Raw genomic sequence first — 14,348 nt, forward strand, 5'->3', positions numbered from 1 at the left:
GAATATGAACCACACTCCCGACAACAACGAATCCTCGACTCCGCTGGCCCACCTGTTCGCGAACAATCAGGAATGGGTTCAGCGCAAGCTCGCCGAGGACGCCGATTTCTTCAAGCGTCTCGCGCATCAGCAGACGCCCGAGTATCTGTGGATCGGCTGCGCGGACTCGCGCGTGCCCGCCAACGAAATCATCGGCCTGCCGCCGGGCGAAGTGTTCGTGCACAGAAACATCGCGAACGTGGTCGTGCACTCGGATCTCAACTGTCTGTCGGTCATCCAGTTCGCCGTCGATCTGCTGAAGGTGAAGCACATCATGGTTGTCGGCCATTACGGCTGCTCGGGTGTGGGCGCGGCGCTCGTCGGGCGGCGCGTCGGTCTCGCGGACAACTGGCTGCGCCATGTCGAAGACGTGCGCGAGAAGCACGCCGCGCTGCTCGACGAATGGCCGATGGGCGATGCGCGGCATCGTCGTCTCGTCGAGCTGAACACGATCGAGCAGACCATCAACGTGTGCCGCACGACCGTCGTCAACGATGCGTGGGCGCGCGGGCAGGAACTCACCGTGCATGGCTGGACCTACGGCGTGCACGATGGCCGTTTGCGCAACATGGGCATGATGATCAGCGCATCGGACGAAATCGATCCGGTGTATCGCGCCGGCATTGCAGAAATGAGCCGCGGCGGCGCGCATTCCACGGAGAACGATGTACTCGCGTCCGATGCGGCGCGTCTGGGCGATATTCCCGCCGTTATTCAAGGCGTCATCAAGGAGTTGAAACATGAGTGAGACACAAACCGATCCCGTCGTCATCGTCTCGGCGGCGCGCACGCCGATGGCCGCGTTTCAGGGCGACTTCGCTTCGCTGACCGCGCCGCAACTCGGCGCCGCGGCAGTCCGGGCAGCGGTCGAGCGCGCGGGCGTGAAACCCGAGCAGATCGACGAAGCGATCATGGGTTGCGTGCTGCCTGCCGGACAAGGCCAGGCGCCCGCGCGTCAGGCTGCGCTCGGCGGCGGGCTGCCGTTGTCGACCGGCTGCACGACGATCAACAAGATGTGCGGCTCCGGCATGCGCGCCGCGATGTTCGCGCATGACATGCTGCTGGCCGGATCGGTCGACGTGATCGTCGCGGGCGGCATGGAAAGCATGACGAACGCGCCGTATCTCTTGCCGAAGGCACGCGGCGGCATGCGCATGGGCCACGGTCAGGTGCTGGATCACATGTTCCTCGACGGCCTCGAAGACGCTTACGAAAAGGGCCGCCTGATGGGCACGTTCGCGGAGCAATGCGCATCGTCGTATGCGTTCTCGCGCGAGTCGCAGGATGCGTTCGCGGTCGAATCGTTGCGGCGCGCGAAACGGGCGAACGAAGACGGCTCGTTCAAGTGGGAGATCGCGGCGGTCACCGTGCAGGGCAGGAAGGGCGATACCGTGATCGACCGCGATGAGCAGCCGTTCAAGGCCAACATCGAGAAGATTCCATCGCTCAAGCCCGCGTTCGCCAAGGACGGCACGGTGACGGCCGCCAATTCGTCATCGATTTCGGACGGCGCGGCGGCGCTCATGATGATGCGCGAGTCGACGGCCAAGCGGCTCGGCGTGAAGCCGATTGCGCGCGTCGTCGGGCACAGCACGTTCGCGCAGGAACCTGCGTTGTTCACGACTGCGCCGGTCGGTGCGATCAGGAAGCTCTTCGAGAAGAACGGCTGGCGCGCCAGCGATGTCGATCTGTATGAGATCAACGAAGCATTCGCCGTCGTGACGATGGCCGCGATGCGCGAGCACGATCTGCCTCACGACAAGGTCAATGTGAATGGCGGTGCATGTGCGCTCGGGCATCCGATCGGCGCTTCGGGTGCGCGCATTCTGGTGACCTTGCTCGGCGCGTTGAAGACGCGCGGGTTGAAGCGCGGCGTCGCGAGTTTGTGTATCGGCGGCGGCGAAGCGACGGCGATGGGGGTGGAACTGGTTTGAGTCGTGCGGGCCGGTCCGGGTGCTGCGCGCCGGGGCCGGCGTGGTTGCTAGTCGAAGGGATTCAGCATTTTCACTCCCACGCGCTCGAAGTCCCTGACATTGCGCGTGACTACCGTCAAACCGTGAGCCAGCGCCGTTGCTGCAATGAGCCTGTCTACGGCAGGCTCGGGATGCCGAGCGCGGAGACGTCCCCACACCTCCGCGATCGCCCTGTTGACCGGCACGATCTTCTTGTCATATGCGTGAAGAACGCCTTTCAGCCACGCTTCCACATTTTCAGCCTGCCGCATGTCGCCCTTGTAGCGAAGCGAATCGACGCCACGTCGAAGCTCGCCGACGGTGACGACAGAAAGAAGGACTCTCTGATTTCTCCGTTCAGCGCCTTCAAAAAACGCGCGAACACCTTCGTTCGCGCGTTCTTCTCTTCTGGTTTCGCTGATGACGTTGGTATCAGCCAGAAACATCGGAATCTCCGTTGCTGGCGTGACGATCGAAAATGGAGTCGTCGCAGTCGATCTTCGGAAAACTCAGGAGGGCTCTGATGAAGCCTGCGTTATCGTCATCGTCCGGCTCGCCCATCTGCCTTCGCACCTCCGCCTCGATCTTCATGCGTCGGGCGGCATCCGCCTGTATCTCCCGAAGCTCTTCCTCGTCGATATTCGACGGTAAAGTTCCCTGAATGATTTTGAACATAGTCTGCTCCTCGTCTGAGCGTTGCGAGTAGCGAGACTTTACTCCTGTTTAATAAGCATCCCTAGTCATCCAAACGATATAGGAATTTACTGCAACGACCCCTTCACCGCTCCGCCAGAGACATCGCCACTGCGCGCTTGAACGGCGTCAATCTTTCGCCGATGCGCAACATCGCATCGCGCGCGATCCGCGCGGGCAACGAGTCGCGCGTATAGACCTCGGCGATCAATCGCGTGAGCAGATAAAGCGGCCGCGTCTCCCGCCGGTGCTCTTGCTCGTATCGCGCAAGCAGCGCATCGCCGGCGATATCGCGCCCCGCCGCACGCGCATCGCAAATGGCCCGCGAAAGCAACTCGATCCCGGCCAGCCCGAAATTGAACCCGTGCGCCGTGACCGGATGCATGCCGACCGCCGCATCGCCGACCGTCGCGAAACGCTTCGCCACGAATCGCTTCGGATACACCGACACCAGCGGATAAACATGCCGCGTCGTGCGCAAGGTCATCGACCCGAGCCTGCGCTCGAAACGGCGTTCGATCTCGCGATTGAACGCATCGGGATCCAGCGCGCTCAATCGCTCAGTGTCGCGCGCGTCGAGCGTCACCACGACCGACGACCGATGCGCGCTCGTCTGCGGATCGGGATTCATCGGCAGCAGCGCGAGCGTCTGCCGATGACCGAACCATTCCCACGCCGCATGATTGTGCGGCGCGTCGTGCGTCATGCCGCAGACCAGCATCGACTTGCCGAAGTCGTGCATGTCGGCGGCGATGCCCGCCATGCGCCGCGTGGCCGAGAAGCGGCTGTCCGCCGCGACGACGAGTTGCGCCGCGATCGTCTCGCCGCTTTCGAGCCGCACGCGCGCACCGCAGGCATCCGCATCGATATCGATCACGCGCCCGGACGCGAAGATGCGGATGTCCGCGCCCGACGCCCGGCGATGCTCGAACGCGTCGAACGCCGCGCGCCGGATCAGATGATTCGACACGAGCCAGCCCAGCTCGGCATGCCCCGAGAGCGCATGGCCGATCTTCAGCGAGAACGGCGACGACCCGTTGAAGATGCGCGCATCCGCGAGCTGCGATTTCGCGTGCGCATCGATGCGCCCCCACACGCCGAGCGTCGTCAGAAACGCGACGGACTGCTGCGTCAGCGCGATCTCGCGTCCGTCGAACGCGGGCTCGCGCAGCGCGTCGTGGCTCTGCTGCTCGACGAGCACGATCGACAACCCCGCCCCGCTCAACGCATTCGCCAGACACAAACCCGCCGGCCCCGCGCCGACGATCACGATATCGGTATGCACCATCTTTCCGGTCTTGGTTTTCTTAAAGCGCACAACGATAGCCGAACGGCTGACGAACGAGCAGCGACAGCGGGTCGCGCGCTATAGTCGCAAGGTCGTCCACACAAGGAACATGTCGGTCATGAAAACGGTATTGATCGTCGGTGCGTCGCGCGGCCTCGGCCACGAATTCGCGCGCGAATATTGTCGCGATGGCTGGCGCGTGCTCGCCACGGCCCGCGACAAATCCTCGCTCTCCGCGCTCGACGCGATGGGCGCGCAAACCTTCCCGCTCGACGTCACGCAACCCGAGCAGATCGCCGCGCTCGAGTGGCAACTGGACGAGGAAAAGCTGGATGTGGCGATCGTCGTGTCGGGCGTGTACGGTCCGCGCACGGAAGGCGTCGAAACCATCGGCGCAGACGATTTCGATCAGGTCATGCACACGAACGTGCGCGGCCCGATGCAGCTGATTCCCGTGCTGCTGCCGCTCACCGATGCCGCGAACGGCGTGTTCGCGGTCGTGTCGAGCAAGATGGGGAGCATCGGCGAGACGAGCGGCACGACCGGCTGGCTGTATCGCGCAAGCAAGGCCGCGCTGAATTCCGCGTTGAAGGTGGCGTCGCTGGAATCGCGTCATTCGGCGTGCATCGCGCTGCATCCGGGCTGGGTGCGCACGGAGATGGGCGGACCGTCGGCGGCGATCGACGTCGCGCACAGCGTGTCGGGCATGCGCGCGGTGATCGCGGAAGCAGGCGCGATGCGCGACGCGTTCAACGGAACCTTCGTGCAGTACGACGGCACGAAGCTCGAATGGTGAAACTGGAGGGAATGTGACTTATCAGGTACACGGCGTTTCCGCATCGGGCAACTGCTACAAGGTTCGCCTCATCCTCGAACAACTCGGCCTGCCTTACGTGTGGCATGAAGTCGACATGATGCACGGCGCGACCCGCACCGACGAGTTCAAGCGCCTCAATCCGAACGGCAAGGTGCCGGTGCTCGTCATCGACGAAAACACGACGCTCTCCGAATCCGGCGCGATCCTCTGCTATCTCGCCGATGGCACGCCGCTCATGCCGACCGATCGCCTCGAACGCGCGCAGGCGCTGCAATGGATGTTCTTCGAGCAGTACAGCCATGAGCCGTTCGTCGCCGTGGCGCGCTTCATCCTGCAGTTTCAGAAGAATCCCGGCGATGCCCGCCTGCCCGAGAAAATCGCCGGTTCCTATCGCGCGCTCGACGTGATGGAGCAGCATCTCGCCACGCGCGCGTATTTCGCTGGCGAGCGCTACAGCGTCGCAGATATCGCGCTTTATGCCTACACGCACGTCGCCGATGAAGCGAATGTCGACCTGTCGCGCTATCCGGCGATCCGCGCGTGGCTCGAACGCGTGCGCAGCCAGCCGCGGCACGTCGAAATGCCGGGCGTCGATCAATGAAGCCGGTGGATTGTCCCTGCGGCGGCGCCGCGCCCGACCAGCGTCCGAATGCACGCGCGCCGCGCTACGAAGCGTGTTGCGGGCGATTCATCGACGGCGGCGAAAAGCCCGCCAACGCGATGGAACTGATGCGTTCGCGCTACACCGCGTACGTGCGCGGCGACACGGCCTATCTTCGTGCGACATGGGCCGAATCCACCTGCCCGCCCGATCTCGACGCATCCGACAGCGGCACGCGCTGGCTCGGCCTGCAGATCAAACGTCACACGCCGATCGACGCCGATCACGAAGAAGTGGAGTTCGTCGCGCGCTACAAGGTGGACGGGCGCGCGCATCGGCTGCACGAGGCCAGCCGCTTCACGCGCAACAGCGACGGAAACTGGATTTACGTCGATGGTCAGATAAAAGAAAAGTAAATATGTCTTTAAGAAATATGAGGTGGCGCACGGTATTAATTTCCTAAGAATTTCCTTTCAGATTAAACAGTTACGGGGTAGCACTTATTGTGCAGTGCAATTTTGAACGGTTAATCTCTGTTCACGTCAGGGCGCAGTCATCTCCGTGCCCGGGCACTCGCAGCGAAGCCCCGTTTTGAAGCCAATTGTCATGCCTGTTCCTGGCATGACTCCCGGAACCCGCAGTCGATACTGCTCATCACGAGCAGCGCGGTAGGTTTGTGACTTCAAAAAGCGTTGGGCACGCCGTATCAACGTTTATCGGAAGCGCAGTCGGAGTTCACGGATGGCGATCAGAACCTGGTTGGTCGGATGCAGCATGGTGTGCGCGCTCGCGACGTCACTCGTCACGTCCGCCGTGCGCGCCGAACCGATCGGCGGCGTCCGTCAATCCGAAGGTCTCCAGGCGCCCGCATTCGGCCAGCCGCTTTCCCGCATTCCCGATTCGCTCGACGCCGGCCTGCCCGCCGTATCGAATGGTCTGAACGAAGCCGTCATCGAAATTCCCGAAGCCGACATCGCGCTCGAAACCACGGTGTTCAAGCCGGACGGCGCCGGCCCGTTCCCGATGATCGTCTTCAATCACGGCAAGCTGCCCGGCGACTCGCACGCGCAGCCGCGCAATCGTCCGGTCGCGCTCGCGCGTGAATTCGTGCGCCACGGCTATGTCGTCGTCGTGCCGAACCGCCGCGGTTTCGCGGGCTCGGGCGGCGAGTACGCCGGCCACGGCTGCGACGTCGAGGCGAACGGTTTCGCACAGGCGCAGGACGTCGCGGCGACCGTCGCGTACATGAGCGAGCAGTCGTATATCGACAAGACGCGTATCGTCGTCGCGGGCACGTCGCATGGCGGCCTGACGACCATCGCCTACGGCGCGCGCGATGCGGTCGCGGCGCCCGGCGTGCGCGGCCTCATCAACTTCTCGGGCGGCCTGCGCCAGGACGAATGCACGGGCTGGCAGAAGAATCTGGTCAGCGCGTTCGGCGATTACGGCCAGAACGTGCGCCTGCCGTCGCTGTGGCTCTACGGCGACAACGATTCGGTCTGGCAAGGCGACCTTTCCGTGCAGATGTACACCGCCTTCACGTCGCACGGCGCGCGCGCGAACATGGTCGATTTCGGCACCTACAAGAACGACGCGCATCGTCTCGTCGGCGATCGCGACGGCGTGCAGATCTGGTGGCCGCGCGTGAAGGCCTTCCTCGCGCAGATCGGCATGCCGACCGCCGTGCAGTATCAGGTGTCCGAGCCGGACATGCCGAAGGCGACCAACTTCGCGGATCTCGATTCGGTTCAGGCCGTGCCGTACGTCGATGAAACCGGTCGCGCCGGATATCGCAACTTCCTCTCGCAGTATTCGAGCCGCGCGTTCGCCGTGTCGGATTCCGGCGCGTGGTCGTGGGCCGAAGGCGGCGACGATCCGATGGCCGTCGCCATCGCGAGCTGCCAGAAGCAGAGCGCCGATCCGTGCAGGCTCTATGCGGTGAACAATCGCGTCGTCTGGAACGATCAGGCGGCTGAAACGCAGACCGCATCGCGCTGAACACGCCTTTCCCGCTTTCTTCGAACGCCGGCCTTCGCGCCGGCGTTCGCTTTTGTCGAACCCGCATCTTCCGCGCCAAAACGTCGACAACGCTTCGAAATGAACGAAGTTGCGCGCGATAGCGCGTTTTCGCATTTCCGTTGGGCGCGCGCGCATGGCCAAAAAACCTTCCGATTACGGAAGGTTGGCTATCTTTTAGCGATAATTGAATCGCGCAGTTTCCCCAGCAACGCAAGCGTCCAGGCGCTTGCCCGACGTATCCGGTCCGCACCGCGCGCGCGGGCCTGGGAGCCGTTTTTGAACACAGAAGCCAATCAGGACTGGGTTGCCCGCTCGCTTTCCGCCGTGTGGCATCCGTGCACCCAGATGAAACATCACGAGCGCGTGCCGCTCGTGCCGATCGCGCGCGGCAAGGGCGCGTGGCTCTACGATCCGCAGGGCAACCGCTATCTCGATGCAATCAGCTCGTGGTGGGTGAACCTCTTCGGACACGCGAACGACGACATCAACCAGGCGCTGAAGGATCAGCTCGACACGCTCGAACACGCGATGCTCGCGGGCTGCACGCACGCGCCCGCCGTGGAACTGGCCGAGCGTCTTTCCGCGCTCACCGGCCGCACGCTCGGACATGCGTTCTTCGCGTCCGACGGCGCGTCGGCGGTCGAGATCGCGCTGAAGATGAGTTTTCACTTCTGGCGCAATCGGGACAAAAGCGAGAAGCGCGAATTCGCGTGCCTCGCGAACAGCTATCACGGCGAAACGATCGGCGCGCTCGGCGTCACCGACGTCGCCATTTTCAAGGACGCATACGATCCGCTGATTCGTCACGCGCATGTGATCGCGTCGCCGGCGGCGGTCGGCGTCGACGAAGCCATCGCTGCGATGCGCGCGCTTTTCGCGCAACGCGCGTCGACGCTCGCGGCGGTCATCGTCGAGCCGCTCGTGCAATGCGCGGCCGGCATGGCGATGTACGACGCGTCGTATCTCACGCAATTGCGCGCGTTGTGCGACGAATTCGGCGTGCATCTGATCGCCGATGAAATCGCGGTCGGCTGCGGGCGCACCGGCACCTTTTTCGCGTGCGAGCAGGCGGGCATCTGGCCGGATTTCATCTGCCTGTCGAAGGGCATCAGCGGCGGCTATCTGCCGCTTTCGATCGTCCTCACGCGCGACGACATCTACGCCGCCTTCTACGACGACGACATCACCCGCGCCTTTCTGCATTCGCATTCGTACACGGGCAACCCGCTCGCGTGCCGCGCCGCGCTGGCGACGCTCGATCTGTTCGAGCGCGCGAACGTGCTGGCGGAAAACCGACGCAAGTCCGCGTTGCTGCACGAAGCGTTGCAGCCGCTTCTCGAACATGAGCGCGTGCGCAATCTGCGCCAGCGCGGCACGATCTTCGCGTTCGATGTCGATATCGACTACAAGACGTTCTCGCGCCGCTTCTTCGCCAACGCGTTGAAACGCGAACTGCTGATGCGCCCCATCGGCACGACGGTCTACATGATGCCGCCGTACATCCTCTCCGACGACGAACTCCTGCTCCTCGCGCAACGCACACGCGACACGCTCGACGCCACGCTTCGCGGAGACGCCGCATGACGAACACATCGCAAGCGCTGTATGAAACGCTGAAGCAAGGTCTCGCCGATATCGACGCGCGCGGCCTGCGACGCCGCCGCAAGACGATCGACAGCGCGTGCTCCGCGCACATGACGGTCGATGGCCGCGAGATCGTCGGGTTCGCGAGCAACGATTATCTCGGCCTCGCCGCGCACGAAGCGATCCGCGCGGCGCTCGCGGAAGGCGCGTCGCTGTACGGCGCGGGCAGCGGCGGCTCGCATCTGCTCGGCGGCCATTCGCGCGCGCACGCGCAACTCGAAGACGATCTCGCCGCGTTCTCGGGCGGTTTTGTCGACAACCCGCGCGCGCTGTACTTCAGCACCGGCTACATGGCGAACCTCGCGGTGGTGACCGCGCTGGCCGGGCGCGGCACGATCGTGTTCTCCGATGCGCTGAACCATGCATCGCTGATCGACGGCGTGAGGCTGTCGCGCGCAGAGACGCAGATCTATCCGCACGCCGACATGGAAGCGCTCGACGCGATGCTCGACGCCTCGCGCGACGATGCCGCGACGAAGCTCATCGTCACCGACACCGTGTTCAGCATGGACGGCGATATCGCGCCGCTCGCGCGTCTCGTGGAACTCGCGGAAAAGTACGGCGCGTGGCTCGTCGTCGACGATGCGCACGGCTTCGGCGTGCTCGGTCCGCAAGGGCGCGGCGCACTCGCCGCTTACGCGCTGCGCTCGCCGCATCTCGTCTATGTCGGCACGCTCGGCAAGGCGGCGGGCGTAGCGGGCGCGTTCGTCGCGGCGGATGAAACCGTCGTCGAATGGCTCGTGCAGCGCGCGCGTCCGTATATCTTCACGACAGCGTCGCCGCCGGCCGTCGCGCATGCGGTGTCGGCGAGCGTGAAGATCATCGGCGGCAACGAAGGCGATCAAAGACGCGCGCATCTCGCATCGCTCATCGAGACCACGCGCGCGATGTTGAAACGCACGCGCTGGATGCCCGTCGATTCGCACACCGCCGTGCAGCCGCTCGTGATCGGCGGCAATGACGAAACGCTGGAAATCGCCGCCGCGCTCGACGAGCACGGCCTCTGGGTGCCCGCGATTCGTCCGCCGACCGTTCCGCAAGGCACGTCGCGCCTGCGCATTTCGCTTTCCGCCGCGCACAGCGAGGACGATCTCGCGCGCCTCGATCACGCTTTGAACACGCTATGACTGCTTTATCGTTATTCGTCGCCGGAACCGATACGGAAATCGGCAAAACCTTCGTCTCCGCTGCGCTGTTGCACGGCTTCGCGCGCGCGGGCCTGCGCGCCGCCGCGATGAAGCCGATCGCGTCGGGCGCCATCGAGCGTGACGGCGTGCTGCACAACGAAGACGCCGACCAGCTCGACGCCGCCGCGAACGTCGCGCTGCCGAACGACATCCGCACGCCGTTCATGATGCGCGAGCCGATCGCGCCGCATATCGCCGCCGCGCGTGAAGGCATCGCGCTGGATATCGGACGCATCGTCGACGCGCATCGCCATGCGATGACGAAAGCGGATATCGTCGTGGTGGAAGGCGTCGGCGGCTTTCGCGTGCCCCTGGACGACACGCACGACACCGCCGATCTCGCGCTCGCGCTGAATCTGCCGGTAGTGCTCGTCGTCGGCATGCGGCTCGGCTGCATCAGTCACGCGCTTTTGACCGTGGAAGCCATCGCGTCGCGCGGACTGAAGCTCGCGGGCTGGGTCGCGAATCGCGTCGACCCGAACATGCTGTATCCGGACGAAAATATCGCAACTCTCAGGCAACGCATCGACGCGCCGCTCGTCGGCGTGATTCCGCATCTCGCGCCGAACGACGCACGGCGCGCCGCCGATTCGCTCGACATCGGCCTTCTGACAGACCAGCTTCATCGAAAGGATTGACCTCATGACACAGCAAACCGCCGCAGAGACCACTTCCACGACCGCCACGACCACGCCGCAACCGATGCAGCGCTGGCGCGTCGCCGATGTCGTCGCGCTGTACGACCTGCCGTTCAACGATCTGCTCTACCGCGCGCAGACCGTGCATCGCGAAAATTTCGATCCGAACGCGGTGCAGCTTTCCACGCTGCTCTCGATCAAGACGGGCGGCTGCGAGGAAGATTGCGCGTACTGTCCGCAGTCGGTGCATCACGACACCGGCCTCAAGGCCGAAAAGCTGATGGACGTCGACGAAGTCCTGAAGGCCGCCGAAACCGCCAAGTCCAACGGCGCGACGCGCTTCTGCATGGGCGCGGCGTGGCGCAATCCGAAGGATCGTCATCTTGAGCCGATCAAGGACATGATCCGCGGCGTCAAGGCGATGGGCCTCGAAACCTGCGTAACGCTCGGCATGCTGGAAGCGCATCAGGCGCAAGGACTGCGCGACGCCGGTCTCGATTACTACAACCACAATCTCGATACGTCGCCCGAGTTCTACGGCCAGATCATCTCGACGCGCACGTATCAGGATCGTCTCGACACGCTCGAACACGTGCGCGATGCGGGCATCAACGTGTGCTGCGGCGGGATCGTCGGCATGGGCGAATCGCGGCGCGAGCGCGCGGGGCTGATCTCGCAGCTCGCGAACATGGAGCCGTATCCGGAATCGGTGCCGATCAACAATCTCGTGCAGGTCGCGGGCACGCCGCTCACCGGCGTCGAGGCGCTCGATCCGTTCGAGTTCGTGCGCACGATCGCGGTCGCGCGCATCACGATGCCCAAAGCGATGGTGCGTCTGTCCGCCGGACGCGAGCAGATGGACGAAGCGCTGCAGGCGCTGTGCTTCGCCGCTGGCGCGAATTCGATCTTCTACGGCGACCAGCTTCTGACGACGAGCAACCCGCAAGCCGAAGCGGACCGCAAGCTGATCGAGCGTCTCGGCATGCGCGCGGAGTCGGCGCAGAACGTCGGCGTCGAAAGCGCGGAGCGCTCGTGCGGACACGGCCACGCATGAAAATCATCTTCTACGAAAAGGGCGCCGATCTCGATGCCTGGCTCGGCGGCCTGAGACGCGAGTTGCCGGATGCCGACCTGCGCGTGTGGGAGCCGGGCGACACCGCGCCCGCCGATTACGCGATCGTCTGGCGCGCGCCGCGCGAGCTCTTCGCGAACCGTCCCGATCTGCAGGCCGTGTTCAATCTCGGCGCGGGCGTCGACGCGATTCTCGAAGTCGAACGCAACGAACCCGGCACACTGCCGCCGAACGCGAAGCTCGTGCGTCTGGAAGATACCGGCATGGCGCAGCAGATGGTCGAATACGCGACCTACTGCGTGCTGCGCTATCTGCGCCGTTTCGATGAATACGACGCCCTGCAACGCGCAGGCCGCTGGGAAAAGCTGCCGCAACATGCGCGCGAATCGTTCACGGTCGGCGTGCTCGGGCTCGGCGTGCTGGGCGGTGAAGTCGCGAAGGGACTGCTGCAACTCGGCGTGCCGGTGCGCGGCTACAGCCGGTCGCCGAAGACGATCGAAGGCGTGCAGGTCCATGCGGGCCCGGAACGCTTCGACACTTTCCTCGACGGCGTGAAGGTGCTCATCAACCTGTTGCCGCATACGCCGGACACCGAAGGCATTCTGAACGCGCGCACGTTCGGCAGGCTCGCGCGCGGCGCGTATCTCGTGAACGTCGCGCGCGGGCCGCATCTCGTCGATGCCGATCTGCTCGCCGCGCTCGACAGCGGCCAGATCGCCGCCGCGACGCTCGATGTCTTCCACACGGAACCGCTGCCGCAGGATCATCCGTTCTGGACGCATCCGCGCGTGTCGGTCACGCCGCACATTTCGGCGGAAACGCTGCGCGACGAAAGCATCGTGCAGATCGCCGGCAAGATCAAAGCGCTCGCGCGCGGCGAGCCGATCAGCGGCATCGTCGATTTCAAGCGCGGATACTGAACGCATCGCACATAAAGGGAGACAGCCATGATTCCGTCCAAAGTGAAAATCGTCGAAGTCGGGCCGCGCGACGGCCTGCAGAACGAGAAGGAGTTCGTGCCGACCGAAACCAAGATCGAGCTCGTGAACCGGCTCGCGAGGGCGGGCATCGTGAATGTGGAATCGACGTCGTTCGTGTCGCCCAAATGGGTGCCGCAGATGGCCGACGCCGCCGCCGTGATGGCCGGCATCGAGCGCCGTCCGGGCACGATCTACTCGGTGCTGACGCCGAACATGCGCGGCTTCGAAGGCGCGCTCGAATCGAAGGCCGACGAGATCGTGATCTTCGGCGCAGCGAGCGAGGCGTTCTCGCAGAAGAACATCAACTGCAGCATCGCGGAGAGCATCGCGCGTTTCGAGCCGGTCGCGAAAGCCGCGAAGGACGCGGGCATGCGCCTGCGCGGCAGCATCTCGTGCACGCTCGGCTGCCCGTATCAGGGCGAAGTGAGCATCGAGTCGGTCGTGGATGTCGTCGAGCGCATGAAGGCGCTCGGCTGCGATGAAATCGACATCGCGGATACCATCGGCGTCGGCACGCCGAAACGCACGCGCGAAGTGCTCGCGGCGGCGCAGAAGGTGTTTCCGCGCGAGCGCCTTTCCGGGCACTTTCACGACACGTACGGCCAGGCCATCGGCAATATCTATGCGGCGCTGCTCGAAGGCATCGAAATCTTCCACGCATCGGTCGCGGGGCTCGGCGGCTGTCCGTATGCGAAGGGCGCGACGGGCAATGTCGCGACGGAAGACGTCGTCTATCTGATGAACGGGCTCGGTATCGAGACGGGCGTCGATCTCGATCAGCTCGTCGATATCGGCGATTTCATTTCACGCGCGATCGGCAAGCCGAGTTCGTCGCGCGCGGGCAAGGCAATCTTCACGAAGAAACGCGATGGCGCGGCTGCCTGCGTCTAAAAAGGGAACACGATGACCGACCAATTACCCGATTCCGCGCGCCGCGTCGCGCTTTTGTTGAAAGAACGCGGCCATCCGCACGACGTCGTGATGCTGCCCGAAACCGGAAAGACCTCGGCCGAAGCCGCGGCGGGTCTCGGCTGCGCGGTCGCGCAGATCGCCAAGTCGATCCTCTTTCGCCGCCGCGAAGACGATGCGCCCGTGCTCGTGATCGCGAGCGGCGCGAATCGCGTCGACGAAGCGAAGGTCGCGGCGCGCGTCGGCGCACTGGCGCGCGCGGACGCGAAGTTCGTGCGCGAAAAGACCGGCTATGCGATCGGCGGCGTGTGCCCGATCGGCCATGCGGTCGAGCCGGTCACGCTGATCGACGAAGACCTGCTCGCGCTCGACAGTCTCTGGGCCGCGGCCGGACATCCGCACGCGGTGTTCAATTTGTCGCCGCAGGAGCTGATCGAACTGACGGGCGCGCCGGCCGTCGATGTCGCCTTGCGTGAGACGGCCGAGTCATGACCGGCATGGCGTCGCCG

General features: G+C 64.4%; 16 protein-coding genes. 13 read left to right on the forward strand and 3 right to left on the reverse strand.

Features of this window, described 5'->3' with window-relative positions; translation table 11 throughout:
- The first annotated feature begins 4 nt into the window (after positions 1 to 4).
- Together can and IAG25_RS33695 are read left to right on the forward strand one after the other, a co-directional pair.
- Positions 5 to 787 (forward strand): carbonate dehydratase, encoded by a 783-nt coding sequence (gene can / locus IAG25_RS33690; protein WP_187608740.1) that lies wholly within the window; start codon positions 5 to 7, stop codon positions 785 to 787.
- A complete protein-coding gene (locus tag IAG25_RS33695) occupies positions 780 to 1,973 on the forward strand; it encodes an acetyl-CoA C-acetyltransferase (protein ID WP_187608741.1) in 1,194 nt (397 codons plus the stop codon). Before can ends, IAG25_RS33695 begins: the two co-directional genes overlap by 8 nt.
- A 47-nt stretch (positions 1,974 to 2,020) precedes the next feature.
- Here IAG25_RS33695 and IAG25_RS33700 read toward each other — a convergent pair whose 3' ends face one another.
- The 3 genes from IAG25_RS33700 to ubiM all read right to left on the reverse strand — a co-directional run bounded on the left by IAG25_RS33700 (position 2,021) and on the right by ubiM (position 3,972).
- Complete coding sequence (locus IAG25_RS33700; protein ID WP_187608742.1) at positions 2,021 to 2,437, reverse strand: type II toxin-antitoxin system VapC family toxin; 417 nt, start codon at positions 2,435 to 2,437, stop codon at positions 2,021 to 2,023.
- The gene (locus tag IAG25_RS33705; RefSeq protein WP_187608743.1) at positions 2,424 to 2,666 is read right to left on the reverse strand and encodes a hypothetical protein; all 243 of its coding nucleotides are present in this window, start codon (positions 2,664 to 2,666) and stop codon (positions 2,424 to 2,426) included. Before IAG25_RS33705 ends, IAG25_RS33700 begins: the two co-directional genes overlap by 14 nt.
- Before the next feature lie 103 nt (positions 2,667 to 2,769).
- On the reverse strand, positions 2,770 to 3,972 hold the full coding sequence (gene ubiM / locus IAG25_RS33710) for a 5-demethoxyubiquinol-8 5-hydroxylase UbiM (RefSeq protein WP_187608744.1): 1,203 nt from the start codon (positions 3,970 to 3,972) through the stop codon (positions 2,770 to 2,772).
- A gap of 118 nt (positions 3,973 to 4,090) precedes the next feature.
- On the opposite strand from ubiM, the gene IAG25_RS33715 reads away from it, so the two are divergent.
- From IAG25_RS33715 to IAG25_RS33765, 11 genes are all read left to right on the forward strand, one after another.
- Entirely contained in the window at positions 4,091 to 4,768 is a 678-nt protein-coding gene (locus IAG25_RS33715) for an SDR family oxidoreductase (RefSeq protein WP_187608745.1), read from the forward strand.
- Between the two features lie 13 nt (positions 4,769 to 4,781).
- The gene (locus IAG25_RS42160; protein ID WP_187608746.1) at positions 4,782 to 5,390 is read left to right on the forward strand and encodes a glutathione S-transferase family protein; all 609 of its coding nucleotides are present in this window, start codon (positions 4,782 to 4,784) and stop codon (positions 5,388 to 5,390) included.
- Positions 5,387 to 5,806, forward strand: a complete 420-nt coding sequence (locus tag IAG25_RS33725) for a YchJ family protein (protein ID WP_187608747.1) — start codon at positions 5,387 to 5,389, stop codon at positions 5,804 to 5,806. Before IAG25_RS42160 ends, IAG25_RS33725 begins: the two co-directional genes overlap by 4 nt.
- A gap of 325 nt (positions 5,807 to 6,131) precedes the next feature.
- A complete protein-coding gene (locus tag IAG25_RS33730; RefSeq protein ID WP_187608748.1) occupies positions 6,132 to 7,388 on the forward strand; it encodes a dienelactone hydrolase family protein in 1,257 nt (418 codons plus the stop codon).
- A gap of 297 nt (positions 7,389 to 7,685) precedes the next feature.
- Complete coding sequence (locus tag IAG25_RS33735) at positions 7,686 to 8,993, forward strand: adenosylmethionine--8-amino-7-oxononanoate transaminase (RefSeq protein WP_187608749.1); 1,308 nt, start codon at positions 7,686 to 7,688, stop codon at positions 8,991 to 8,993.
- Positions 8,990 to 10,180 carry an 8-amino-7-oxononanoate synthase gene (gene bioF, locus IAG25_RS33740; protein WP_187608750.1) on the forward strand — a complete coding sequence of 397 codons (1,191 nt, stop codon included), beginning with the start codon at positions 8,990 to 8,992 and terminating at the stop codon, positions 10,178 to 10,180. Before IAG25_RS33735 ends, bioF begins: the two co-directional genes overlap by 4 nt.
- Positions 10,177 to 10,878: a dethiobiotin synthase gene (gene bioD / locus IAG25_RS33745; RefSeq protein WP_187608751.1), complete on the forward strand. Its 702-nt coding sequence runs from the start codon at positions 10,177 to 10,179 to the stop codon at positions 10,876 to 10,878. Before bioF ends, bioD begins: the two co-directional genes overlap by 4 nt.
- A 4-nt stretch (positions 10,879 to 10,882) precedes the next feature.
- Positions 10,883 to 11,932, forward strand: a complete 1,050-nt coding sequence (gene bioB, locus IAG25_RS33750; RefSeq protein ID WP_187608752.1) for a biotin synthase BioB — start codon at positions 10,883 to 10,885, stop codon at positions 11,930 to 11,932.
- The gene (locus IAG25_RS33755) at positions 11,929 to 12,870 is read left to right on the forward strand and encodes a 2-hydroxyacid dehydrogenase (protein WP_187608753.1); all 942 of its coding nucleotides are present in this window, start codon (positions 11,929 to 11,931) and stop codon (positions 12,868 to 12,870) included. The genes bioB and IAG25_RS33755 overlap by 4 nt, the downstream gene beginning before the upstream one ends.
- 27 nt (positions 12,871 to 12,897) lie before the next feature.
- Positions 12,898 to 13,821: a hydroxymethylglutaryl-CoA lyase gene (locus IAG25_RS33760; protein WP_187608754.1), complete on the forward strand. Its 924-nt coding sequence runs from the start codon at positions 12,898 to 12,900 to the stop codon at positions 13,819 to 13,821.
- Between the two features lie 12 nt (positions 13,822 to 13,833).
- The gene (locus IAG25_RS33765) at positions 13,834 to 14,331 is read left to right on the forward strand and encodes a YbaK/EbsC family protein (RefSeq protein ID WP_187608755.1); all 498 of its coding nucleotides are present in this window, start codon (positions 13,834 to 13,836) and stop codon (positions 14,329 to 14,331) included.
- Positions 14,332 to 14,348: the final 17 nt, after the last annotated feature.

The sequence above is a fragment of the Caballeronia sp. EK genome (assembly GCF_014384845.1).
Lineage (GTDB): Bacteria > Pseudomonadota > Gammaproteobacteria > Burkholderiales > Burkholderiaceae > Caballeronia > Caballeronia jiangsuensis.